Below are 22,752 nucleotides of genomic sequence, written 5' to 3'. Positions count from 1 at the left end.
CACAGCCGCCATGACTCGAGAGATGGTCGTCGTACGCCTTAAGCTTCCAGGTCGCCAAACCCAGTGCTGAATATTCAGCTGAGAATGAGCTTAGGAGCCTGGGCTTCACGGCGCTATCGGACGGCGGTGGTGATCTTTGTAGGACGTTGCCGAGAGGGTGGCGGGGCGGCAGATCAGGAGATTGCAGCCTTTGGCAGGTCCTACAGGGTTGGTCGGTCCAGTGTGGGAAGGCTGGTAGACCGAGGTGACTCTATTCGCGAGCAGGCTCGCTCCCACAGGGGGCTGCGTTGTCAGCAGGGTTATTCGGCAGGCGGACTCAGCTTCGCTTCCAGCTCCGCAACCTTCGCTTCGAGGCTTTCCAGCCGTGCCCGGGTCCGTGCCAGCACAACCATCTGGCTATCAAACTCTTCCCGGCTCACCAGGTCCAGCTTGCTGAAGCCGCTCTGCAACAACGCCTTGAACTGGCTTTCGATTTCGCTTTTCGGCAATGGGGTTTCGCCGCTGAAGAGGCGGGAGGCGGTGCCGCTCAGGGCGTCGAGGAAATCTTTGGGTGCGAGCATGGGAAATGTCCTGTCAACAATGGCGGGCAGTGTATCACGCAGTGTCTATAGTCAATTCCGTCAGCAGGAATGCACGCTTTTCGCGCATGTGGACAGACGGCTGCGCACTGTTGTTGTGCGTATCCGTGGGGCCGATTGAGGAAAGGGGCTGTTGGCAGCGGTCAAGGGGTTGAATTCAGTGGGTTTTGGCGAGATGGCAAGCTTTCTGCTTAGTCAGTCGTAACCCATGCACTGATGCAGTCGCTGTGACGAATGCAGTGCGCCAAGCGAAACGGGGAGTTGTTTCGTGAGGAGCGGTTAGCTGGCGTCGGACGGGCAGGTAAGGTCGACGATGCGTTACAAAGCCAGGCACTGCGCTTAGACTTGAGTCGGGTTTGTTTTCCTGGGGCAAGTCCACCAATTCGGGAGAGAGTTTTCATGAAGCTAGTCACTGCCATCATCAAGCCGTTCAAACTGGACGACGTGCGCGAGTCGCTGTCCGAGATCGGCGTGCAGGGCATTACCGTTACTGAAGTCAAAGGCTTCGGTCGGCAGAAGGGTCACACCGAGCTGTATCGCGGCGCGGAATACGTGGTCGATTTCCTGCCTAAGGTAAAGATCGATGTCGCCATTGACGACAAGGATCTGGACCGGGTTATCGAGGCGATAACCAAGGCCGCCAACACCGGCAAGATCGGTGACGGCAAGATCTTCGTGGTCAATCTGGAACAGGCGATTCGCATCCGTACCGGCGAAACCGATACCGACGCGATTTAAACGCCGCCACAAACCCAACGCCCCAGGAGAAAACAATATGACTCTGCGTAAATTCGCAGGGCTAGGAGCCCTGTTGTCCCTCGTAATGCCCAGCCTGGCTATGGCGGCAGACGAAGTGGCGGCCCCAGTCCTCAACTCCGGCGATACCGCCTGGATGATGACCTCGACAGCCCTCGTGCTGTTCATGACCATTCCCGGCCTCGCCCTGTTCTACGGCGGCATGGTTCGCTCCAAAAACATTCTTTCCGTGATGATGCAGTGCTTCGCCATTACCGGTCTGATCAGCATTCTGTGGGTCATTTATGGCTACAGCATCGCGTTCGACACCACCGGCATGGAGCAGGGCGTCGTCAACTTCAACTCGTTCTTCGGTGGCATGGGCAAGGCATTCCTCGCCGGTGTCACGCCGTCGAGCCTGACCGGTCCTGCGGCGCTGTTCCCTGAGGCGGTGTTCATCACCTTCCAGATGACCTTCGCCATCATCACCCCTGCGCTGATCGTCGGTGCCTTCGCCGAGCGGATGAAGTTCTCCGCCATGCTGATCTTCATGGGCGTGTGGTTCACCCTGGTTTATGCACCGATTGCGCACATGGTCTGGTCCGGCAACGGCGGCCTGATGTGGGATTGGGGTGTGCTCGACTTCGCGGGCGGCACCGTGGTGCACATCAACGCCGGTGTGGCCGGTCTGGTTGCGTGCATCGTGCTCGGCAAGCGCAAAGGCTTCCCGACCACCCCGATGGCACCGCACAACCTCGGTTACACCCTGATGGGCGCCGCGATGCTGTGGGTCGGCTGGTTCGGTTTCAACGCCGGTTCCGCCGCTGCGGCCAACGGCACGGCCGGTATGGCAATGCTGGTGACCCAGATCGCAACCGCCGCCGCTGCACTGGGCTGGATGTTCGCCGAGTGGATCACTCACGGCAAACCAAGTGCATTGGGTATCGCTTCGGGTGTTGTGGCCGGTCTGGTCGCCATCACCCCGGCCGCTGGCACCGTGGGCCCGATGGGCGCGCTGGTCATCGGCCTGGCAGCGGGCGTGGTGTGCTTCTTCTGCGCCACCACCCTGAAACGCAAACTCGGTTATGACGATTCCCTGGACGCCTTCGGTGTGCACGGCATCGGCGGTATCCTCGGCGCGATCCTGACCGGTGTGTTCGCCGCACCGTCCCTGGGTGGCTTCGGCACCGTCACCGACATCGCCGCTCAAGTCTGGATTCAGTGCAAAGGCGTGGGCTTCACGGTGATCTACACCGCGATCGTCACCTACATCATTCTCAAGGTACTGGACGCTGTCATGGGTCTGCGTATCACGGAAGAAGAAGAGGCCGTCGGCATCGACCTGGCACTCCACAACGAACGCGGCTACAACTTGTAAGCACGCGCATAAAAAACTTGCCCGGCTTGCCGGGCATTTTTTTGTCTGGCGTTTGTCAGTGAAGAGACTGCTGAAAGGTTTTTTCGTACACGTTTAGTGGCGTTTACGACGGGCGTTTTTCTGCGGCCAATGGCTTACATGATTGAAGGAATATTAGGGCCTTTGTTTTTTCCCAGAGCGCGCTAGAATGCGCCCCGAACGTGCGGAGAACTGTATGTGGCAACAGACTCTGATTACCCTGCGGGCACGGCCCCGGGGCTTTCATCTGGTAACGGACGAGTTACTCGCCGGCCTGCCTGAACTCAAGGCGTGCCGGGTCGGTCTGTTGCATTTGTGGCTGCAGCATACCTCGGCGTCGTTGACCATCAACGAGAACGCCGATCCGGCGGTACGTCGCGACTTCGAACGATTTTTCAATCGTCTGATCCCACAAGGAACAGACGGCTATGAGCATAACGACGAAGGCCTGGACGACCTCCCGGCGCACTTCAAGGCCAGCGTGCTTGGCTGTCAGCTCAGTTTGCCGATTTCGGCAGGCCGACTGGCGCTGGGGACCTGGCAAGGTGTTTATCTGGGCGAGCACCGTGATTTTGGCGGTGCCCGTAAAGTCCTCGCCACCGTGCACGGTGAAGAGGCATGAACCGCTGGTCACCAGCGGTTATTGAATTTTTCCGGCGGCTGTCGACAGACGGTGAAGCTGGGCTATAACTAATCTGCTTTTCGCAAGTCATGAGGTAGAACATGAGCGACGATGATCTGGAAAACGACGACCTCGAAGTAGGCGACGACGACGAAACCGAAGAAGGTCTGGAAGCAGCGGCCGAAGACGTCGCTGAAGACGACGGCGGTGAAACGCCCGTTCCGACCGCCAAAGGCAAAGCCAAGGCTGCGGTATCGGTTGACGAGCTGCCGAGCGTCGAAGCCAAGAACAAGGAACGCGACGCCCTGGCCAAGGCCATGGAAGAGTTTCTGGCACGGGGCGGCAAGGTGCAGGAAGTGGAGGCCAATGTGGTCGCCGATCCGCCCAAGAAGCCTGACAACAAGTACGGCAGCCGGCCTATCTAAGCGTCTGCTATTGGCTTGCTGAAAAGGCCCGCCGTCGCTGCGGGCTTTTTCATGGGCGGTAAAAAGCTCTGGGCCTGCGGCGATCCCCTGTAGGAGTGAGCCTGCTCGCGATTGCGGTGTGTCAGGCAACATAAATGCTGAATGTCACACCGCAATCGCGAGCAGGCTCACTCCTACAAGGGAATATCGGTGATCTCAGGATTGGTGCTGGGAATTCCACCGAGCCAGCAACGCCGGCAATTCGGTCAAACTGCGAATCTCGGCATCCGGTGCCTTCTCGGCTTCCCAGTCCTTGCGCGCCGGGTTAAACCAGATCGCCCGCAACCCCGCCTGCTGCGCCCCGGCAATGTCATCCCCCGGATGATCGCCGATATGCACCGCCGTCTCCGCCGTCGCACCGCCCCGTTGCAATGCCTCATGAAACAGGCGCGCATCGGGCTTGGCGATGCCGATGTCTTCGGCGCACAACGCAAACTTGAAGTAATCGGCCAGCCCCAGCCGGCGCACATCGGCGTTGCCATTTGTGACCACGCCCAGGGCGTAATGCTTGGCCAGGGTTTCCAGCGTCGGCTCGACGTCGGGAAACACTTCGATCTGGTGCCGGGCATGCAGGAACACTTCAAAACTCTTGTCGGCCAGGTCCGACGCCTCGCCGTGGTCGTATCCGGCCTCCTCCAGCGCATGGAACAACACCCGGCGCCGCAGCGCGCTGATACGGTGTTTGAGGCTCGGTTCGAGGGTCAGGACCCGTTCCCGAATAGCCCACAAATGGTCCACCGGCAGCGCGCTCAGGTTCGGTGCGTGCTCGGTCAGCCATTCACGCAGTATGGCTTCGGCGCTGACGATCACCGGGGCGGTGTCCCACAGGGTGTCGTCGAGGTCGAAGGTGATCAATTGGATGGTCATGAATCATCGCCTTTAATGCGTTTGGCCCGTGGATGGGCGCTGTCGTAGACCGTGGCCAGGTGCTGGAAGTCCAGGTGGGTGTAGATCTGGGTGGTCTTGATGTCCGAGTGGCCGAGCAATTCCTGTACGGCGCGCAGGTCCTGCGAGGATTCCAGCAAATGGCTGGCAAAGGAATGTCGCAACATGTGCGGGTGCAGGTTCTGCCCCAGCTCGCGCTCACCAGCAGCTTTGACCCGCAACTGAATCGCCCGGGGGCCAAGGCGCCGACCTTGCTGGCTGACGAACACCGCATCGTCTGCCGGGTTAGTCATGGCCCGCAACGGCAGCCACAGTTCCAGGGCTTCACGCGCTTTTTTGCCGACCGGCAGCAGGCGAGTCTTGCTGCCTTTGCCGAGCACCTGAACCATGCCGTCGGCCAGATCCAGCTGATCCATATTAAGCCCGGTCAGCTCCGAAAGGCGCAAACCCGAGGAATAGAACAGCTCCAGAATCGCCTGATCCCGACGTGCCAGGAAGTCATCCTCCACCGCGCCTTCAAGCAGTTGCAGCGCGCGGTCGGTATCGAGGGTTTTCGGCAGCCGTCTTTCGCCCTTGGGCGGTGCCAGGCCGTTGGCCGGGTCGTGATCGCAAAGACCTTCGCGGTTCAAATAATGATAGAGCCCACGGACGGCAGACAGCAGTCGCGCCAGGCTGCGCGAAGATTGACCCTGGGAATGCAGGCGCGCGATCAGGCTGCGCAGACGCTGAATGTCTAGCGCGGCCCAGCTGCTGATGTTCTGTTTGACGCACCAGCCCAGCACTTTGTCGAGATCGCGGCGGTAGGCGTGCAGCGTGTGGGGCGACACCTGCCGCTCACTGCGCAGGTGTTCGCAGTAAGCGTCCAGTTGCCGTTCCATGGTCAGCGTACCGAGCGCAGGGAACTGTTGACCCGAGGCAGCACGCGACCCATGACTTCGGCGATGTAGCTCAGGAACAGCGTACCGACCGAGCTTTTGTAGTGTTGCGGGTCGCGACTGGCGATGGCCAGGACGCCGTGGATGCCTTGATGGCTGATGGCGACAACGGCGGTGGAGCCGATCTGTTTGCGCTGTTCTTCGCCGAACAGGAAGTCCAGTTCGTGATCGCGCAGGCTGCCGCTGACGCTTTTGTCTTCCGAGAGCAAGCCGCCAATGGCCGTTTGCGCGTCGGCATGGGTGACCCAGCGGCCCACCGGCATCGGGTTGTCACCCAGCAGGATCAGGCTGACAAAAGGCACCTGGAAGTCCTGGCGCAGACTGTCTTCGACGCTGATCACCACGTCTTCCAGGCTGCTGGCATCCATCAGCGCCAGAATCAGGCGGCGGGTTTTGTCGAAGAGGCGGTCGTTGTCGCGGGCCACGTCCATCAAATGCGAGAGGCGATGACGCAACTCAATGTTGCGGTCGCGCAGGATCTTCATCTGGCGTTCGACCAGCGAGACGGTATCGCCGCGCTGGTGCGGAATGCGCAAGGCCGGGAGTAGTTCTTCGTGCTCGACGAAGAAATCCGGATGAGCCTCCAGGTACGCGGCAATCGCCGCCGCCTCAAGGCTTTCGGAAGGGGATTCGTCGGGCTGTGGGGCGGGAACCTGGGGCTTATCTTTCATGGATTCGACTCTCTCAAAGACGCACTTGTCCTTCATAAACGCGGACTGCCGGGCCGGTCATCATGACCGGATGGCCAGGGCCTGCCCATTCAATGGACAGACGCCCGCCGGGCAGGTCGATCAATAGCGGCGAATCCATCCACCCCTGGCTGATCGCGGCCACTGCAGCAGCGCAGGCGCCGGTGCCGCAGGCCTGGGTTTCCCCGGCGCCACGTTCCCAGACGCGCAACTGCGCACGGTTCCGGTCGATGACCTGGAGAAAACCGACGTTGACCCGCGCCGGGAAGCGCGGGTGGTGTTCGATTTTCGGTCCCAGTTCATGCACCGGTGCGTTGTTGATGTCGCTGACCCGCAACACGGCATGGGGGTTTCCCATGGACACGGCGGCCAGTTCGACGGTCGTACCCTCGACATCGAGCTTATAACTCAAGGCCTGTTCTGGCGCGTCGAATGGAATCTCGGTCGGTACCAGACGCGGTGCGCCCATGTTGACACCAATCTGGCCGTCGCTGCGGATATCCAGTTCGATGATGCCGCTTTTGGTCTCGACGCGAATCTGCCGCTTGGCGGTCAGGCGTTTGTCGAGCACGAAGCGGGCGAAACAGCGCGCACCGTTGCCGCACTGTTCCACTTCGGAACCATCGGAGTTGAAGATCCGGTAGCGGAAGTCCACGTCCGGGTTGCTCGGCGCTTCGACGATCAGCAACTGGTCGAAACCGATGCCGGTGTGCCGATCGCCCCATTGCTTGGCGTGCTTGGGCAGGATGTGCGCGTGCTGGCTGACCAGGTCGAGGACCATGAAGTCGTTGCCCAGGCCGTGCATCTTGGTAAAACGCAGCAGCATGGGATTACTCCGGCAGCAGGCTTTCGCCAGCAAACAACTCGGCTACCGTCTCACGGCGACGCACTTCAAATGCCTGATCACCGTCCACCAACACTTCAGCGGCGCGGCCGCGGGTGTTGTAGTTGGAGCTCATGACAAACCCATAGGCGCCGGCCGAATGCACGGCCAACAGATCGCCTTCTTCCAGGGCCAGTTCACGATCCTTGGCCAGGAAGTCGCCGGTCTCGCAGATCGGGCCGACGATGTCGTAGGCGCGCGCCGCTGCAGTGCGCGGGCGCACGGCGGTGACATCCATCCAGGCCTGGTACAGCGCCGGACGGATCAGGTCGTTCATGGCCGCGTCGACGATGGCGAAGTCTTTGTGTTCGGTGTGCTTGAGGTACTCGACCTGGGTCAGCAGCACGCCGGCGTTGGCGACGATGAAACGGCCCGGCTCGAACACCAGCGCCAGGTCGCGACCGTCGAGACGCTCGCGCACGGCTTTGATGTAGTCGGCAGCCAATGGCGGCTCTTCATCGCGATAACGCACGCCCAAACCGCCACCGAGATCGATGTGGCGCAGGTAGATGCCGCAATCGCCGAGGCGGTCGACCAGGCCCAGCAGGCGGTCGAGGGCGTCGATGAACGGCGGCAGGGTGGTCAGTTGCGAACCGATGTGGCAATCGACGCCGACCACTTCCAGGTTGGGCAACTGGGCGGCGCGGATGTACACGTCTTCGGCGTCGGCGATGGCGATGCCGAACTTGTTCTCTTTGAGACCGGTGGAAATGTACGGGTGCGTGCCGGCATCGACGTCCGGGTTCACACGTAGCGAGATCGGTGCGCGAACACCCAGCTCGGCGGCGACCACTTGCAGACGCTCCAGCTCATCGGTGGATTCGACGTTGAAGCAATGGACGCCAACTTCCAGGGCGCGACGCATGTCGTCACGGGTCTTGCCGACACCGGAGAAAACGATCTTGTCGGCGCTGCCGCCGGCGGCCAGTACGCGTTCCAGCTCGCCACGGGAGACGATGTCAAAACCGGCGCCAAGACGGGCCAGGACATTCAGTACACCCAGGTTGGAGTTGGCCTTGACCGCAAAGCAGACCAGGTGCGGCATGCCGACCAGCGCATCGGCGTATGCCAGGTACTGGGCTTCGATGTGCGCGCGGGAGTAGACGTAGGTCGGTGTGCCGAAACGTTCGGCGATGGCCGACAGGGCCACACCTTCGGCAAACAGCTCCCCGCCACGGTAATTAAAAGCGTCCATGGCGTTCCCTTATTGGTAGACGTCGTGCTTGTGTGCTTTGGACGGCTGCTTTTGCGAGGACTGAGCCTGCTCGGCGGGATCCTGGGAATCGTCGGGCAGATACAGCGGGCCTTTTTGACCACAGGCCGACACAAGGCAGGCAACCGCGACGAGCGCAGCAAGGGAAGAGATCAGGCGCTTCATGGCGAAATCCTTGAAAATGCATTAATTGCGCCGGAGTATACCGGCCACCCGTCAGCTTGCCTATGCGACGGGGCTCCCGTCCGGCGGGGCTTGGCACGATGCTGGTCAGCCGGGCGCAATCCCTGTGGGAGCGAGCCTGCTTGCGAAGGCGTAGTGTCAGTCAACATTGATGTTGAATATGATGGGCCCTTCTCGAGCAGGCTCGCTCCCACAGGTTTCGTGATCACCGTGGGTCGTTATCCTTTGCAATCACCGGGGCTCGCCCGTATCTTGCGGCGCTTGAGCGTGAACAGACACTTTTTGAGGTTGCCGTAATGAGTTTGACCGAAGCCCGTTTCCATGACCTGGTCGATGCCACCCAGCAGACGCTGGAGGATATTTTTGACGATAGTGGCCTGGATATCGATCTGGAGAGCTCGGCCGGTGTGCTCACCGTCAAGTTCGAAAACGGCAGCCAGTTGATCTTCAGCCGCCAGGAACCCCTGCGTCAGCTGTGGCTCGCGGCCGTGTCCGGTGGTTTCCACTTCGATTACGACGAAGAGAGCGAGCGCTGGATGTGCGACAAGAGTGAAGAACAGTTGGGCGAGATGCTTGAGCGCATCGTCAAGCAGCAAGCTGACGTCGAGCTCGATTTCGAAGGCCTGTGAGACCGTGACCCAGCCTGCGCCCGTTCGTCCGCCCAAACCGCTCTACAGCAATGTCAGCCCGGCCGTGCCTTCGCCGTGCAGCGGTGTGTGTCGGCTGGACGAACAGAAGGTCTGCCTCGGCTGTTTTCGCCATGTCGAAGACATCCGCGAATGGCGCTCGGCGGATGATGATCGTCGGCGTGTGATCTGCGCCCAGGCAGTCCAGCGCAAAGCCTTGGCATAAGAGCTTTTGTGGCGAGGGAGCTTGCTCCCGCTGGGCTGCGAAGCGGCCCCAAAAAGCTTACGACTGCTGCGCAGCCGAACGGGAGCAAGCTCCCTCGCCACAGGCAAGCCTCTCTCAAAAATGTCAGCGCAGGTGCGTGGTCGCCGCTCACTTGTATATTTATTGAGCTGTGATAGTGTCCAGAAACGCCTCAACCCATCGAGGCTCGTGAAAACCCCGCCTTTTTCTGGCGGGGTTTTGCTTTTTTTGTGCAGAAGAAAGGAGTCTGCCTCAATCATGACCACACCTTCCATCACCCTTACTCGTCTGGACGTGCAACGTCTGGAGCGCCTGATCGACAGCCTGGATGACACGCTGCCGGGCGTCATTGCGCTGCAAACCGAACTGGATCGCGCCGATACCGTGGTCGGTCACGAAGAAGTGCCCGCCGATGTCGTCACCATGAATTCCCGTGTGCATTGCCGCGAAGAAGGCAGTGGCAAGGACTATCACCTGACCCTGGTTTATCCCAAGGACGCCAACGCCGACGAAGGCAAGATTTCCATTCTGGCGCCGGTCGGCAGCGCGCTGCTCGGCCTTAAAGTTGGCCAGCACATCGACTGGCCAGCACCAGGCGGCAAAACCCTCAAACTGACCCTGCTGGAAGTTGAATCCCAGCCGGCCGAGGGCGGTCATTTTCCGGAATAAACCGCTTAGACCTGCTCGAGCGCCTCATTCAACGCGCGCTCCAGGTCGGCCTTGTAGCGCAAGTACAAATTGCTTGAGCCCTGACCATCACCGAGCAGGCCCGACAAGTCCAGGTCGGTGATGTAGCAGCGATAGCGCTCGATTTCCCGGCGCTGCTCGACGATCTCCTGGGCGACCACGCTAAACAAATGGTCGCCATACTCCAGCTCTGAAAATTCCCGCTGATTGCAATACAACGTGACCTGCACCTGTCCCGGCGCGGCTTTGCCGATGATCGCCTGCACGTCGTAGAACGGTTTATTGATCGGGGTTTGCGGCGCCGGCCGGGCTTCGACGCGACGCGCCCGGCCAGGACCTGACGGCAATAGCTGGTAATACAACGTGTCGAGGTTCAGGGGCTGGGCGGCGTTCATCGGCAGCAACGCGTCGCGTCGGTACTGGATTGATTGCAGGAACCGTTGCAGTGGCACCAGCAGGCTTTGTTCGTCGTGATAGGGCAAGCGCTGCTGCCACAGGGCATTGAATTCATCCAGTACGTACAGCTCCGCCTGCTGTTCGGTGATTCGGTAGAACACTTGAATGCATTCGGGCTGGCCCATGGGCAGGATCAGCGCCAGGTCGTGGTCTTCCAGTGCCATCGGGTCCAGGTGCAGCGGGCTGTAGCTCGCCAGTTCTTCGCCCAGGTAATCGAACAGCGCCGGCAGCGTGGCGAGGGCGACGTGATTGACCTGGCCGGGCACCAACTCCAGCACGTGGTAATGCTGCTGGACCTGTAGCAGGTAGCGATGATTGAGCTGGCTCAGCAGCAGGTTCTGCGCCGTATCGAGGACCTCTTCGACCCGCCGAGCAATGAATTGCGCCCGGTTGTGGCAGAAACAACGCACCCTCAAACGGGGTTGTTGTGGACCGTTCGGCAAGTTGTTGAGGTAATCGCGCAGGCAGTCGAGCAGGGCGTGGGGGCCGTCGTAGCGGTTGACCAGCACTTCGTTCCAGCTGTTGAGCGTGACCTGGTCCAGGGTCAGCACCAGGTTTTCCCGGACACCGGCGTAGCTCAGGGAGTCGGTGCGCTCGGTGGTCATCAGGATATTCAGGTCGCGATGGTGCTTGAGCGGATCGACGCCGACGTTTACCAGAATAAGCACTTCACTCGGCACACTGGCGCGCAGCAAGGGCTCTTCGGCAACCGTCGCCAACGGCAGGGCGATGCTTTGTTGCAGGCTGCCGAGCAGGTTGAACAGTTCGAACTCGCTCAAATCGCTGGTGCCTGGGTGCAAGGCGAGGCGGGTGCTGCTGTCGATCACACCGTTGCGGTGGCACCAGGTCAGCAGCTCCAGCAATAGGCGGCTGCGCTTGATCGGCGCGAAATGTTCCCACTCGTGGGCTGCCAGGCTGCCGTTGTACAAGCCCCACTGGGTTTGCCCGGGTTCTTTCTTGTTGGGCGCCTGCACCAGGGTCAGGGTGTCTTCGGCCAGGTCCGGGGCGATGCCGGGGTTGATGAACTCGACTTTGCCCGCTTTGCGCTCAAAGGCTGCATACAGCCGCCGACCCAGCACGTTGAGGTCGCGTTTGTTGATCAGGCTGGCGGTTTGCTCGTTGCGGGCGAACTGGGTCAGGAAGCGGTAGCTGTAGTTCAGTTCATTGACCAGGGCTCGGCGTTCGGTGCTGACCTGGCGGACTTTCCATTGGCTGCGGCTGTCGAGCAGCGCCAGCTGCCGCTGATCCCAGTGCCATTCGTGAGCCAGGCGCTCAAGCAGCGAACGTTGCCAGCTCTGGGTGCGACTGCTGCCGGTGAGCTTGCGGTTGACCTTCAGGTACAACGCGCGGCGTACCAGCTCCAGGCGCTCCGGCTCGCCCCGCGCGGTGAGGTATTCCTCGATGCGTCGGTAGACCACGATGTAGGGGTCGAGCTCGTCGAGGTCCAGTTGATTGGCGAATACCGCCTGCTTGAAGCGCAGGCTCAAGCAATGGACCTTGGGGTGTTCGCTGGCATACACCTCGATCAGCAGAAGTTTGAGCACGGATTTGTAGGGCGACTCGATGCCCTTGAATAACTGCCAGAGCCCGGCGCCGATGAATTCCCCCGGCGGGATATAGGCCAGATGCCCCAAATCCAGCGACTCGTCCGCACGGATGAAGCGCTTGGACAGCAGCGTGTGGGTGTAACGGTCGTAGGCGGCTTCTTCGTAGACCGGCACCAGCCACCAGATTGGCGTGCGGCCGGCCAGCCAGATTGCGGTGCGGTAGAACTCATCCAGCAGCAGGTAGTGCTGGGTCGTGCCGCAGTCTTCCGAACTCAATTGCGTATCGCGCTCGCCGAGCACGAAGCGGGCCGGATCGATCAGGAAGAAATGCGCCTCGGCGCCCTGGCTGGCGGCCCAGGCCTCGAGCAACTGGCACTTTTTGCGCAGCTCGGCGAGTTCGTTCTCGTTCAAGTCCGGGCTGTGACAGACCCACACGTCCATGTCGCTTTGATCGGCCTGGGCCAGGGTGCCCAGACTGCCCATCAGGAATAGTCCGTGGATCGGTCGCGGTGGATTGCTGCCGTGGCGTGGCTTATAGGAAAACGATCGGGTCAGGCGCTGGGCTTCGGCGAGGGCGTTGGCGTCAGGCTCGAAATTCGACAGCCCGGCCGGCGTGCTGCCCGACACATATCCTGGCAACAGCGGGTGATTCACGTGGAAAAACAGCGGCAGCAGCGTCAGCACCGTTTGTTGGCGGGGCGACAGCCCTTCCATGGCACGGGCCATGCGGCCTTCGTTGAGCTTCAGAAAGCGAGCGCGCAGCTGGCTGAGAACCTTGCGGTCGATTCCCTCGTCCAGATCGGGGCGGATTTCATGGGTGCGGGTCATGTCAGCTCAAACCGGCTCGCGAAGCTCGGACGTGGGGTCTGCGGATGGGGGCAGTTTAGCGCCTCGGACGCGGGACTTTTAAGCTGAATTTGTATTTTTGACGCCAGATTTCTACCGCGAGGCGACGGCAAGTCACAAAGTGTGCCCGCGGAAATCCCGTAGCAGGGGTTTCCGTGGGCGCTACGGTAATGCTCAGGCTGTTTCCTGGACGTTGAGAATGGTCAGAACGGTTTGCACATTTTGCGCGGCGTCACGACCCAGACTGGTCAGATAACCACCATCTGGCTGGGTGATCAGTTCTTTGTCGAACAGTCTTTGGGCGGCAGCAATGGCTTTCGGGGCAGCGGTCTGATGAATTTTCAAACCTTCCTGGGAACTGTCCAGGTTGAAGAGTGCGAGGATTTCCAGTTCGGCAACCAACTCAGGGGTAAGCGACATAAGGACTCCAGACTTTCTAGGAATTGGACGACAGCGCCCCTAAGGTGAGCCCACTCGTGCGGCATGTCCAGTGCTCGCGACAGGGTTTTTTCGCCTCGGGATGCATTCCCCGCAGGGTGGTGCGCCAGCGGGGTGCGTAGGAGCGAGGCTTGCCCGCCAAGAGCGATGACACGGTTTGTCTGGAAAAACTTCAGCGCACCCTTCGCGGGCTAGCCTCGCTCCTACGGAATCGGGGTTACTTCTTTTCCGGCGGCAACTCTGGCAATGCACGCAGGGCGGTTTCATACCATTCGGTGTTGAACGCGCGGTCTTCTTCGAGGATTGCGTCGATTTCTACCGCGAGCACATGGGCCATCAGGTTGAGGATTTCCTCGCGCTCGTAACCCACCAGGGTCAGCTTGTTGAACGTGGCCTTGGCCGCAGGCGGGTTGTCGCTTTCGATCTGGTTTTCGATGGCTTCGATCAGGGTGGTTTCGGTGAATTCTTCTTCGTCGCTATCGATATCAGTTGGCTCGCTCATGGCAGGCTCCTCAAGTTTAAGGCGGCCAGTTTACCTGCATTCAGCGCTGTGATGCTGCTGGCAGGAATCGCTTCGGCGTTCTATAAACAGGCACTGCCAACCCCGCACGGCCTGGAGGCTTTGTGATGCTCAAGCTTTATGGATTTTCCGTCAGTAACTACTACAACATGGTCAAGCTGGCGCTGCTGGAGAAGGGCGTGCCGTTTGAAGAAGTACCGTTTTATGCCGGCACAAGCCCGGACTCGCTGGCCATCAGTCCGCGCGGCAAGGTGCCGGTTTTGCGCACCGAGCAGGGTTTCATCAACGAAACCGCGGTAATCCTCGAGTTCATCGAGCAAAGTCAGAACGGTCTATCGCTCCTGCCGAGCGACCCGTTCGAGCGGGCGCAGGTGCTGGCAGTGGCCAAGGAAATCGAGTTGTACATCGAGTTGCCGGCTCGCGCCTGTTATCCCCAGGCATTTTTCGGCATGCAGGTGCCGGACGCGATCAAGGACAAGACCAAGACCGAGCTGCTGGCAGGCTTTGCCGCGTTGGGCAGGCACGGCAAGTTCGCCCCTTATGTGGCGGGGGACAGTCTGAGCATTGCGGATTTGTACTTCCTGTACAGCGTGCCACTGGCCTGTGCGGTGGCGCATAAGCTGTTCGATATCGATGTGCTGGCCGAGATGCCGGCGGCCAGGGCGCTGTTGGAGCGACTGGAGCAGAACCCGAACGTGCAGCGGATTGCGGCGGACAAGGAAGCGGCGATGCCGGCGTTTATGGCGATGGTCGCTTCCAAGAAGTAGGGTTTTGTAGCGTTCTTGAGTCAGTCTTCGCGGGCAAGCCTCGCTCCTGCGGGATCGGTGTCGTTCGCGCAATTGCGGGGCGACACAGATCCCGTAGGAGCGAGGCTTGCCCGCGAAGCTTTTAGCGGCTGGCGAGCAATGCCTGACCGCGCGCCACGGCCTTCTTCACCTGCGCCGGCGCAGTCCCGCCGATATGGTCGCGGGCGTTCACCGAGCCTTCCAGGGTCAGCACGGCGAATACGTCCTGATCGATCTGGTCGCTGAACTTGCGCAGCTCCTCCAGGCTCATTTCCGCCAGGTCCTTGCCGCTTTCCACGCCGTACTTCACGGCATGGCCAACGATTTCGTGGCAATCACGGAACGGCAGGCCGCGGCGTACCAGGTAGTCAGCCAGGTCAGTCGCAGTAGAGAAACCACGCAGCGCCGCTTCGCGCATCATCGCGTGCTTGGGCTTGATCGCCGGGATCATGTCGGCAAAGGCTCGCAGCGAATCGCGCAGCGTATCGGCCGCGTCGAACAGCGGTTCCTTGTCTTCCTGATTGTCTTTGTTGTAGGCCAGTGGCTGGCCCTTCATCAAGGTCAGCAGGCCCATCAGCGCGCCGAAGACACGGCCGGTCTTGCCACGCACCAGCTCTGGCACGTCCGGGTTTTTCTTTTGCGGCATGATCGAGCTGCCGGTGCAGAAACGGTCCGGCAGATCGATGAATTGGAACTGGGCGCTGGTCCACAGCACCAGCTCTTCGGAGAACCGCGACAAGTGCATCATCGCGATGCTCGCGGCCGAGCAGAACTCGATGGCGAAGTCGCGATCAGACACGTTGTCCAGCGAGTTGCCGCCCACGGCATCGAAGCCCAGCAACTGAGCCGTGAACTCGCGGTCGATCGGGTAAGTGGTGCCGGCCAGCGCGGCGCTGCCCAGCGGCATGCGGTTGGTGCGCTTGCGGCAGTCGACCAGGCGCTCATAGTCGCGGCTGAGCATTTCGAACCAGGCCAGCATGTGGTGCCCGAAAGTCACCGGCTGCGCGGTTTGCAGGTGGGTGAAGCCCGGCATGATGCTGCCGGCTTCGCGCTCGGCCTGCTCCAGCAAGCCTTTTTGCAGGCGGGTGATTTCGCTGAGGATCAGGTCGATCTCGTCACGCAGCCACAGGCGGATGTCGGTGGCGACCTGGTCGTTGCGGCTGCGCCCGGTGTGCAGTTTTTTACCCGTGACGCCGATGCGGTCGGTCAGGCGCGCCTCGATGTTCATGTGCACGTCTTCGAGGTCGATGCGCCAGTCGAACTGACCGGCCTCGATTTCACCCTGGATGGTCTTCAGGCCATCGGTGATGCTGTCGCGCTCGGCGTCTGTCAGCACGCCGACCTTGGCCAGCATGGTGGCGTGGGCGATCGAGCCCATGATGTCGTGGCGATACAGGCGCTGGTCGAAAGTGACGGAGGCGGTGAAGCGGGCGACGAAGGCGTCGACGGGTTCACTGAAGCGGCCGCCCCAGGACTGATTGGTCTTGTCAGTGCTCATGAATTCGCTCGTGTCGGCTGAAGAAAAAATGACGGTGGAAGCTGCCGCGGATAATAACAGGGTTGCCAATCCTGTCGCTGACGCTGGTCGACAGGTTTTTTTCACAAGGCGGGGTCCATACTCGGGACATGCCTTGTGGGAAATTGCGCAACGATATTTTCCGATTGAGCAATATCGTCCCTGCAACCGTCTACAGTTGGACAATAGGAACAGCGCACTTCTCGGCGCTGCGGCTGACTATAAGAAGAGGGGGTGTTCATATTGTGTATCGGCAAACCCTACGGCGATACCTCGCTTATGCGGGCCAGAGCCTCCAATCAATTGGCAGATAAAAATTTAGCCGCCGGTCTCGCGGCACTTTTTGGCCCTCGCGCTAGTCTTAGCGTGGATCGCGGTGACGGACGTCACTTCACCTGTCTACGCTATCCTTGTGCGAGACTCACGCAGGAATCCAGCGCAATATGAATGTCCTGATCGTTGATGACGAACCCCTAGCCCGCGAGCGCCTGAGCCGAATGGTTGGCGAACTCGAGGGATACACTGTCCTGGAGCCCAGCGCCACGAACGGCGAAGAGGCGTTAGCGCTGATCGACAGTCACAAGCCGGATATCGTGTTGCTCGATATCGGCATGCCAGGCCTTGATGGCCTGCAAGTGGCTGCCCGGTTGTGCGAACGCGAAACCCCGCCCGCCGTGGTGTTTTGCACCGGGCCCGATGAATTTGCCGTGGAAGCCCTGCAGGCCAGCGCCGTGGGCTATCTGGTGAAGCCTGTGCGAACCGAACATTTACATGATGCATTGAAAAAAGCCGAGCGGCCCAATCGCGTCCAGCTCGCCGCCCTGACCCGTCCAGCCGCCGAAAGCGGCAGCGGCCCCCGCAGCCACATCAGTGCCCGAACACGTAAAGGCATTGAGCTGATCCCGTTGGGTCAGGTGGTCTACTTCATTGCCGATCACAAATACGTGACCTTGCGCCATGAAGGCGGCGAAGTGCTGCTGGATGAACCGCTCAAGGCCCTGGAAGATGAATTCGGCGACCGTTTCGTGCGCATTCACCGCAACGCTCTGGTCGCCCGCGAACGCATCGAACGCTTGCAGCGCACGCCGCTGGGGCATTTTCAGCTGTTCCTCAAAGGCCTCAATGGCGATGCCCTGATCGTCAGCCGTCGCCACGTGGCCGGCGTGCGAAAAATGATGCAACAGCTTTGATTCGCTGATCAGAAGCGAACTTCACACCCGTTTGTTGGACGTCCGGGGCCAGGGAGGCCACGTAGTTTCTGATACAAGTCAAAGTGGATTTGGCTGAGCTGTTATTATCCGCCGTATCTATTCAGTACGGATTGATCCATGTCCTCTCGCGAAATCCGCATCGCCACCCGCAAAAGTGCTCTTGCCCTGTGGCAAGCCGAATACGTCAAGACACGTCTGGAACAGGCTCATCCGGGCTTGCTTGTGACGCTGGTGCCCATGGTCAGTCGTGGCGACAAGCTGCTCGACTCGCCCCTGTCGAAAATCGGTGGCAAGGGCCTGTTCGTCAAGGAGCTCGAAACCGCGTTGTTGGAAAACGAAGCCGACATCGCCGTGCACTCGATGAAAGACGTGCCGATGGATTTCCCCGAAGGCCTCGGTCTGTTCTGCATCTGCGAGCGTGAAGACCCGCGCGATGCGTTCGTTTCCAATACCTACGCCAGCCTGGATGAGTTGCCGCAAGGCAGCATCGTCGGCACCTCCAGCCTGCGCCGTCAGGCTCAGCTGCTGACTCGCCGCCCGGACCTTGAAATCCGCTTCCTGCGCGGCAACGTCAACACGCGCCTGGCCAAGCTTGATGCCGGCGAATACGACGCCATCATCCTCGCGGCTGCCGGCCTGATTCGTCTCGGCTTCGAAGATCGCATCACCTCGGCAATCAGTGTCGACGACAGCTTGCCGGCTGGTGGCCAAGGCGCGGTCGGCATCGAATGCCGTAGCGCCGACAGCGTAATTCACGCCCTGCTGGCGCCGTTGCATCACCAGGACACCGCCACCCGCGTGACCGCGGAACGTTCCCTCAACAAACATCTGAATGGCGGCTGCCAAGTGCCAATCGCCTGCTACGCCGTGCTTGAAGGCGAGCAGATCTGGTTGCGCGGTCTGGTGGGCGATCCGAGCGGCGGCCTGCTGCTCAACGCCGAGGCTCGTGCGCCACGGGCCGATGCAGAAGCCTTGGGTGTGCAAGTCGCTGAAGACTTGCTGAGCCAGGGCGCCGCTGACATTCTGAAAGCGGTCTATGGCGAGGCAGGTCACGAGTGACGGGCTGGCGCCTGCTGCTGACGCGCCCCGCAGACGAGTCGGCGGCGCTGGCCAGCGTTTTGTCGCAAGCGGGGATTTTCAGCAGCAGTTTGCCGCTTCTGGAGATCGAGCCGATTGCTGTCTCTGACACAATGCGCGAGGTGATTCAGGGGCTGGATCGTTACTGTGCGGTGATCGTGGTCAGTAAACCGGCCGCGAGAATGGGCGTTGACCTGCTCAATCAGTATTGGCCACAGCCACCGTCCCCGCGCTGGTTCAGCGTGGGCGCTGCGACTGCGCAGATCCTGGCGGATAACGGGCTGGACGTGAGTTTCCCCGCCGAGGGCGATGACAGCGAAGCCTTGCTTGAGTTGCCCTCGTTGCGCGAGGCGATTGCCCGACCCGATCCGCGGGTGCTGATCTTGCGCGGGGAGGGCGGGCGCGAGTTGCTGGCTGAGCGTTTGCGCGAGCTTGGTGCTAGTGTCGAGTATCTGGAGTTATACCGTCGTGGACTGCCTCACTACCCGTCGACGGTGCTGCCTGACCGGATCGAAGCGGAACGCTTGAACGGGCTGGTGGTCAGCAGTGGACAGGGTTTTGAGCACCTGCGCCAATTGGCAGGCAATGCCTGGACTGAAATGGCGCAGTTGCCGTTGTTTGTTCCAAGCCCCAGGGTCGCCGAGCTGGCACGTGCCGCCGGGGCCCAAACAGTTGTGGATTGTCGTGGCGCCAGTGCCACGGCTTTGCTGACGGCGTTACGGGAGCATCCCGAACCCGTTCTCTAATGCAAAGGATGGATACGTGAGCGAAACAGCCTTGCCTAAAGATGACGTGCTGCCGGTGCTTGAAGCGCCGGTTGAAACTCCACCACCTGCCACAGCGCAGCGCCGGGGCAATGGGCTGGCAATTGTCGCGCTGCTGTTGGGCGCCGCCGGTGTTGCCGTGGGCGGTTGGGGTGTCTGGCAGGTGCGTCACCTGCAAGCCAACACTCAGCAGCAGTTGAGCCAGGTCCAGGCGTTGAGCGATCAGGCGCAGAGCCTGAAACTCAATGAACAGCGTTTGAGCGCGCGCCTTGAACAAATGCCTGCAGCCGAAGAACTGGACGCTCGCAGCCGTTTGGTGGCGCAGTTGCAAGGCGATCAGCAACGCTTGAATCAGCGTCTGGAGACGGTCCTCGGTGCGAGTCGCAAGGATTGGCGTCTGGCCGAAGCCGAGCACTTGTTGCGTCTGGCCAGCCTGCGCCTTTCTGCGCTGCAGGACATCAGCAGCGCCCAGGCCCTGGTGCAGGGTGCCGATGAAATTCTGCGTGAACAGAACGATCCCGGTGCCTTCGCAGCTCGCGAGCAAGTGGCCAAAACCCTGGTGGCGCTGCGCAGCACAGAACAGCCGGATCGCACCGGGTTGTTCCTGCGATTGGGCGCACTGCGCGATCAGGTCATCAACCTCACCGAGCTGGCCCCCGAGTACAAGGATCGTGGCGAATCGCTGTTGGGCCTGACGGCCGATGGCGACGGAGCCAGTCGTTGGGCGCAGTGGTGGGATCAGATTTCGCGCTACATCCGCATCGACTTCAATGCTGACAAAAATGTTCGCCCATTGCTGGCAGGGCAGAGCCTGAGTCAGGTGCGTCTGGCGCTGAGCCTGGCGCTGGAGCAGGCGCAATGGGCCGCGCTCAATGGCCAGGCAGCGGTCTACACCCAGGCGCTGGCTGAGGCGCGTGATGTATTGACGGGCAACTTCAACCCGGACAACCCTCAAAGCAAAGTCATGCTTGAGCAGGTGGGCGAGTTGAGCAAGCAGCCGGTCACTGTGGTCACGCCGGACCTGACCGGGACATTGAGTGCGGTTCAGGGGTATCTGGAGCGGCGTAACGTCAACGCCGAAGACTCGATCAAACCGATGGCAAAACCGGCCGCGAACACTGCGCAGGAGGCCACGCCATGAAACGCCTCTATGTGATCGTGTTTCTGGTCATCGCCGCAGCCGCCGCACTGGGCCTGGCGATCGCCGAGCATTCCGGTTACGTGCTGATTGCCTACAAGACCTTCCGTTATGAAGCGAGTCTGTGGGCCACCCTGGCGTTGGTCGCGGTGCTCTGGCTGGTGTTCTGGGGCATCAAGGCGTTGGTTGAGCTGGTGATGACGTCCAGCGGCGTGGTCAATCCGTGGTCGCGGCGCAATCGCAGCCGTCGGGTGCAAGTGGCGATCGAACACGGTCAGCTGGACCTGGCGGAAGGTCGCTGGGCCAGTGCGCAGCGTCATTTGCATCGCGCCGCCGAAGCCGAGCGCCAGCCGCTGCTCTACTACCTTGGCGCCGCACGCGCCGCCAATGAACAAGGTCACTACGAGGAATGCGACAACTTGCTGGAGCGCGCCCTCGAACGCCAGCCCCAGGCGGAGTTGGCGATTGCCTTGAGTCATGCCCAGTTGCAGAACGACCGTGGCGACACCGAAGGCGCTCTGGTGACCCTGCAAGCCATGCACGAGCGTCATCCTCATAACGTCCAGACCTTGCGCCAGTTGCAGCGTCTGCATCAGCAGCGCGGCGACTGGTCGGCAGTGATTCGCCTGCTGCCGGAGCTGCGCAAGGATAAAGTCTTGCCTCCCGCCGAGCTGGCCGATCTGGAGCGACGGGCATGGGGTGAAAACCTTTCCCTGGCGGCGCATAAGGAAGCGGACGGCACGGTGGGTTTGCAATCGCTCAATCGCGCCTGGCAGCAACTCACCTCGGCTCAGCGCCAGGAGCCTCAGTTGGTGCTGGCCTATGCCGAGCAACTGCGGCAACTGGGAGCACAGGTCGAAGCGGAGGAGGTTCTGCGCACAGCGCTGAAGCGCAAGTACGACAGTCATCTGGCGCGTCTCTACGGTCTGGTGCGTGGTAGCGATCCGGCTCGTCAACTGCAAACGGCCGAGGGTTGGCTCAAGGATCATCCGGCCGACCCAAGCCTTCTGCTGACACTCGGCCGCCTGTGCCTGCAAAGCAGTCTGTGGGGCAAGGCGCGGGACTATCTGGAAAGCAGTTTGCGGGTCCAGCGCAACCCGGAAGCCTGTGCGGAACTGGCGCGGTTGCTCGCTCAGCTCGGCGACACAGAGCGCAGCAATCAGCTGTTTCAGGAAGGTCTGGGCCTGCTGGATGAGCGCCTGCTGGCGGCACCACTCCCAGCGCCCGTTTACGCCTGACGTATTCCTTCTGTAGCAGCTGGCGCAGCCTGCGTCCGGCTGCGAAGCAGTTGTAAAGCGAGCACCACGGTTTCATCAGGCCAATCGCGTTTAAATGTATGACGACTGCTCAGCAGCCGGATGCAGGCTGCGCCAGGGGCGGGAGTCGTTCCTGGGCGCGATCCGGCCGCTCGAATTTCGCTGAATGTTTAGCTTTGTAATCCCTGATCGGCTTTGTCCTACACGGGACTTCATCAAGTCCTCCCGACGCTGTCGGGAATTCCCTACACTTCTGGTGAAGTGTCCGTGCCGGCCTGCCTTGAAAGGCTGGCGCGCTTTCCTCTACCGTAACCGCCTGTCTCTACTGTTACGGATAAGCCATGTTTTTGGCCTGCTCACGCTCCTTGTTTTTCATGGCTTTTATTGCAGGTGCCTTGGCCTTGGGCGTTTCCTATTACCTGGAATACGCAATCGGCCTCAAGCCTTGCGGGTTATGCCTTTTGCAGCGAGTCTGCCTGGCGTTGTTCACCGGTGTCTGCCTGACAGCTTCGGTGCATGGCCCCGGCCGCTTCGGGACTTTTCTTTATTGGCTGCTCGGTTTGTCATGCAGTCTCGCCGGTATGGTCGCGGCGTGGCGGCAAGTCTTGTTGCAAAGCGATCCGGCGCATCAGCTATCGACCTGCTCTACCAATCCGCAGGCCTTATACGAGAACGTGCCCTGGCTGTGCAAAGTGACGCGGATGTTCAAAGGGGACGAAGATTGCGCAGAAATCTCCTGGACGCTGTTCGACCTGAGCATCCCGGAATGGAGTCTGCTGCTCTTCATGGCGGTGACAATTCTGAGTGTTTATCTGCTGCTGCGCGTTGTCTGGCTTGCCTGCAAGCGACCGCTCAGCGGCGTGTCGTCGCACCGGGGGCTGGCGGGTGATTAAACACTTGTATGAACTTTATCTCCTGCGTACCTTGAAGCCATTGTCGCGCGGGCATAATCTGGCCCGCACGTGTCATTGGAATTATGTTGCTCGATGGCGCTCTGCCTGGCCGATTCTTGATGATCAAGACTGCGACAGGTGTAGGGCAGCATGACCCACAAGGGA

General features: G+C 60.8%; 25 protein-coding genes. 14 read left to right on the top strand and 11 right to left on the bottom strand.

Translation table 11 applies throughout. From position 1 onward, the window contains the following. Positions 1–299: 299 nt before the first annotated feature. Positions 300–560 (bottom strand): accessory factor UbiK family protein, encoded by a 261-nt coding sequence (locus FBY01_RS05265; RefSeq protein WP_145306590.1) that lies wholly within the window; start codon positions 558–560, stop codon positions 300–302. Between the two features lie 417 nt (positions 561–977). Between FBY01_RS05265 and glnK the strand changes: the two genes are divergently transcribed. From glnK to sutA, 4 genes are all read left to right on the top strand, one after another. Beyond that, complete coding sequence (gene glnK / locus FBY01_RS05260; protein ID WP_002555808.1) at positions 978–1,316, top strand: P-II family nitrogen regulator; 339 nt, start codon at positions 978–980, stop codon at positions 1,314–1,316. 37 nt (positions 1,317–1,353) lie between these two features. After that, positions 1,354–2,691: an ammonium transporter gene (locus FBY01_RS05255; RefSeq protein WP_010465110.1), complete on the top strand. Its 1,338-nt coding sequence runs from the start codon at positions 1,354–1,356 to the stop codon at positions 2,689–2,691. A 214-nt stretch (positions 2,692–2,905) separates the two neighbouring features. Then, entirely contained in the window at positions 2,906–3,331 is a 426-nt protein-coding gene (locus FBY01_RS05250; protein ID WP_008030499.1) for a secondary thiamine-phosphate synthase enzyme YjbQ, read from the top strand. Between the two features lie 101 nt (positions 3,332–3,432). Then, entirely contained in the window at positions 3,433–3,756 is a 324-nt protein-coding gene (gene sutA, locus FBY01_RS05245) for a transcriptional regulator SutA (protein WP_010465107.1), read from the top strand. 195 nt (positions 3,757–3,951) lie between these two features. On the opposite strand, the gene FBY01_RS05240 is transcribed toward sutA, so the two are convergent. Genes FBY01_RS05240 through FBY01_RS05215 form a run of 6 tightly spaced genes read right to left on the bottom strand, consistent with a single transcriptional unit; the run spans position 3,952 to position 8,565 of the window. Further along, positions 3,952–4,662, bottom strand: a complete 711-nt coding sequence (locus tag FBY01_RS05240) for an HAD family hydrolase (RefSeq protein ID WP_145306592.1) — start codon at positions 4,660–4,662, stop codon at positions 3,952–3,954. After that, positions 4,659–5,558, bottom strand: a complete 900-nt coding sequence (xerC, locus tag FBY01_RS05235; RefSeq protein ID WP_010465103.1) for a tyrosine recombinase XerC — start codon at positions 5,556–5,558, stop codon at positions 4,659–4,661. The genes FBY01_RS05240 and xerC overlap by 4 nt, the downstream gene beginning before the upstream one ends. A 2-nt stretch (positions 5,559–5,560) precedes the next feature. Further along, positions 5,561–6,286 carry a DUF484 family protein gene (locus tag FBY01_RS05230; protein WP_010465101.1) on the bottom strand — a complete coding sequence of 242 codons (726 nt, stop codon included), beginning with the start codon at positions 6,284–6,286 and terminating at the stop codon, positions 5,561–5,563. 13 nt (positions 6,287–6,299) lie between these two features. Next, positions 6,300–7,130: a diaminopimelate epimerase gene (gene dapF / locus FBY01_RS05225; protein WP_010465099.1), complete on the bottom strand. Its 831-nt coding sequence runs from the start codon at positions 7,128–7,130 to the stop codon at positions 6,300–6,302. A gap of 4 nt (positions 7,131–7,134) precedes the next feature. After that, positions 7,135–8,382 (bottom strand): diaminopimelate decarboxylase, encoded by a 1,248-nt coding sequence (gene lysA, locus FBY01_RS05220; RefSeq protein ID WP_010465097.1) that lies wholly within the window; start codon positions 8,380–8,382, stop codon positions 7,135–7,137. Between the two features lie 9 nt (positions 8,383–8,391). Then, a complete protein-coding gene (locus FBY01_RS05215) occupies positions 8,392–8,565 on the bottom strand; it encodes a lipoprotein (protein WP_010465096.1) in 174 nt (57 codons plus the stop codon). Positions 8,566–8,879: 314 nt separating this feature from the next. Between FBY01_RS05215 and cyaY the strand changes: the two genes are divergently transcribed. The 3 genes from cyaY to rnk all read left to right on the top strand — a co-directional run bounded on the left by cyaY (position 8,880) and on the right by rnk (position 10,122). Beyond that, a complete protein-coding gene (cyaY, locus tag FBY01_RS05205; RefSeq protein ID WP_010465094.1) occupies positions 8,880–9,212 on the top strand; it encodes an iron donor protein CyaY in 333 nt (110 codons plus the stop codon). A 4-nt stretch (positions 9,213–9,216) separates the two neighbouring features. Continuing rightward, the gene (locus tag FBY01_RS05200) at positions 9,217–9,435 is read left to right on the top strand and encodes a DUF1289 domain-containing protein (RefSeq protein ID WP_010465092.1); all 219 of its coding nucleotides are present in this window, start codon (positions 9,217–9,219) and stop codon (positions 9,433–9,435) included. A 276-nt stretch (positions 9,436–9,711) separates the two neighbouring features. Further along, the gene (gene rnk / locus FBY01_RS05195) at positions 9,712–10,122 is read left to right on the top strand and encodes a nucleoside diphosphate kinase regulator (protein ID WP_145306594.1); all 411 of its coding nucleotides are present in this window, start codon (positions 9,712–9,714) and stop codon (positions 10,120–10,122) included. A gap of 5 nt (positions 10,123–10,127) precedes the next feature. Here the strand turns inward: rnk and FBY01_RS05190 are convergent, their stop codons facing one another. The 3 genes from FBY01_RS05190 to FBY01_RS05180 all read right to left on the bottom strand — a co-directional run bounded on the left by FBY01_RS05190 (position 10,128) and on the right by FBY01_RS05180 (position 13,929). Next, positions 10,128–12,971: a class I adenylate cyclase gene (locus FBY01_RS05190; RefSeq protein WP_145306596.1), complete on the bottom strand. Its 2,844-nt coding sequence runs from the start codon at positions 12,969–12,971 to the stop codon at positions 10,128–10,130. A 192-nt stretch (positions 12,972–13,163) separates the two neighbouring features. Beyond that, complete coding sequence (locus tag FBY01_RS05185) at positions 13,164–13,409, bottom strand: TIGR02647 family protein (protein ID WP_010465085.1); 246 nt, start codon at positions 13,407–13,409, stop codon at positions 13,164–13,166. 235 nt (positions 13,410–13,644) lie between these two features. After that, positions 13,645–13,929 carry a hypothetical protein gene (locus tag FBY01_RS05180; RefSeq protein WP_010465083.1) on the bottom strand — a complete coding sequence of 95 codons (285 nt, stop codon included), beginning with the start codon at positions 13,927–13,929 and terminating at the stop codon, positions 13,645–13,647. Positions 13,930–14,054: 125 nt separating this feature from the next. Here FBY01_RS05180 and FBY01_RS05175 point away from each other — a divergent pair, with 125 nt between their 5' ends. Further along, entirely contained in the window at positions 14,055–14,714 is a 660-nt protein-coding gene (locus FBY01_RS05175; RefSeq protein WP_145306598.1) for a glutathione S-transferase family protein, read from the top strand. A gap of 121 nt (positions 14,715–14,835) precedes the next feature. On the opposite strand, the gene argH is transcribed toward FBY01_RS05175, so the two are convergent. After that, complete coding sequence (gene argH, locus FBY01_RS05170; RefSeq protein WP_010465079.1) at positions 14,836–16,230, bottom strand: argininosuccinate lyase; 1,395 nt, start codon at positions 16,228–16,230, stop codon at positions 14,836–14,838. Between the two features lie 461 nt (positions 16,231–16,691). Here argH and FBY01_RS05165 point away from each other — a divergent pair, with 461 nt between their 5' ends. The 6 genes from FBY01_RS05165 to FBY01_RS05140 all read left to right on the top strand — a co-directional run bounded on the left by FBY01_RS05165 (position 16,692) and on the right by FBY01_RS05140 (position 22,587). Next, entirely contained in the window at positions 16,692–17,438 is a 747-nt protein-coding gene (locus FBY01_RS05165) for a LytTR family DNA-binding domain-containing protein (protein WP_010465077.1), read from the top strand. Between the two features lie 138 nt (positions 17,439–17,576). After that, positions 17,577–18,518 (top strand): hydroxymethylbilane synthase, encoded by a 942-nt coding sequence (gene hemC / locus FBY01_RS05160; RefSeq protein ID WP_010465075.1) that lies wholly within the window; start codon positions 17,577–17,579, stop codon positions 18,516–18,518. Next, complete coding sequence (locus FBY01_RS05155) at positions 18,515–19,282, top strand: uroporphyrinogen-III synthase (protein WP_010465073.1); 768 nt, start codon at positions 18,515–18,517, stop codon at positions 19,280–19,282. Before hemC ends, FBY01_RS05155 begins: the two co-directional genes overlap by 4 nt. A 16-nt stretch (positions 19,283–19,298) precedes the next feature. Then, positions 19,299–20,441, top strand: coding sequence for a uroporphyrinogen-III C-methyltransferase (locus FBY01_RS05150; RefSeq protein WP_145306600.1), 1,143 nt, complete (start codon positions 19,299–19,301; stop codon positions 20,439–20,441). Beyond that, a complete protein-coding gene (locus FBY01_RS05145) occupies positions 20,438–21,676 on the top strand; it encodes a heme biosynthesis protein HemY (protein ID WP_145306602.1) in 1,239 nt (412 codons plus the stop codon). Before FBY01_RS05150 ends, FBY01_RS05145 begins: the two co-directional genes overlap by 4 nt. Positions 21,677–22,035: 359 nt before the next feature. Continuing rightward, complete coding sequence (locus FBY01_RS05140; protein WP_077747152.1) at positions 22,036–22,587, top strand: disulfide bond formation protein B; 552 nt, start codon at positions 22,036–22,038, stop codon at positions 22,585–22,587. The last annotated feature ends 165 nt before the right edge of the window (positions 22,588–22,752 follow it).

It is taken from the genome of Pseudomonas sp. SJZ077 (assembly GCF_007993905.1).
Lineage (GTDB): Bacteria > Pseudomonadota > Gammaproteobacteria > Pseudomonadales > Pseudomonadaceae > Aquipseudomonas > Aquipseudomonas mandelii.
The sequence above is the reverse complement of the archived record's forward strand: the minus strand, read 5'-3'. Positions and strand labels throughout refer to the sequence as shown.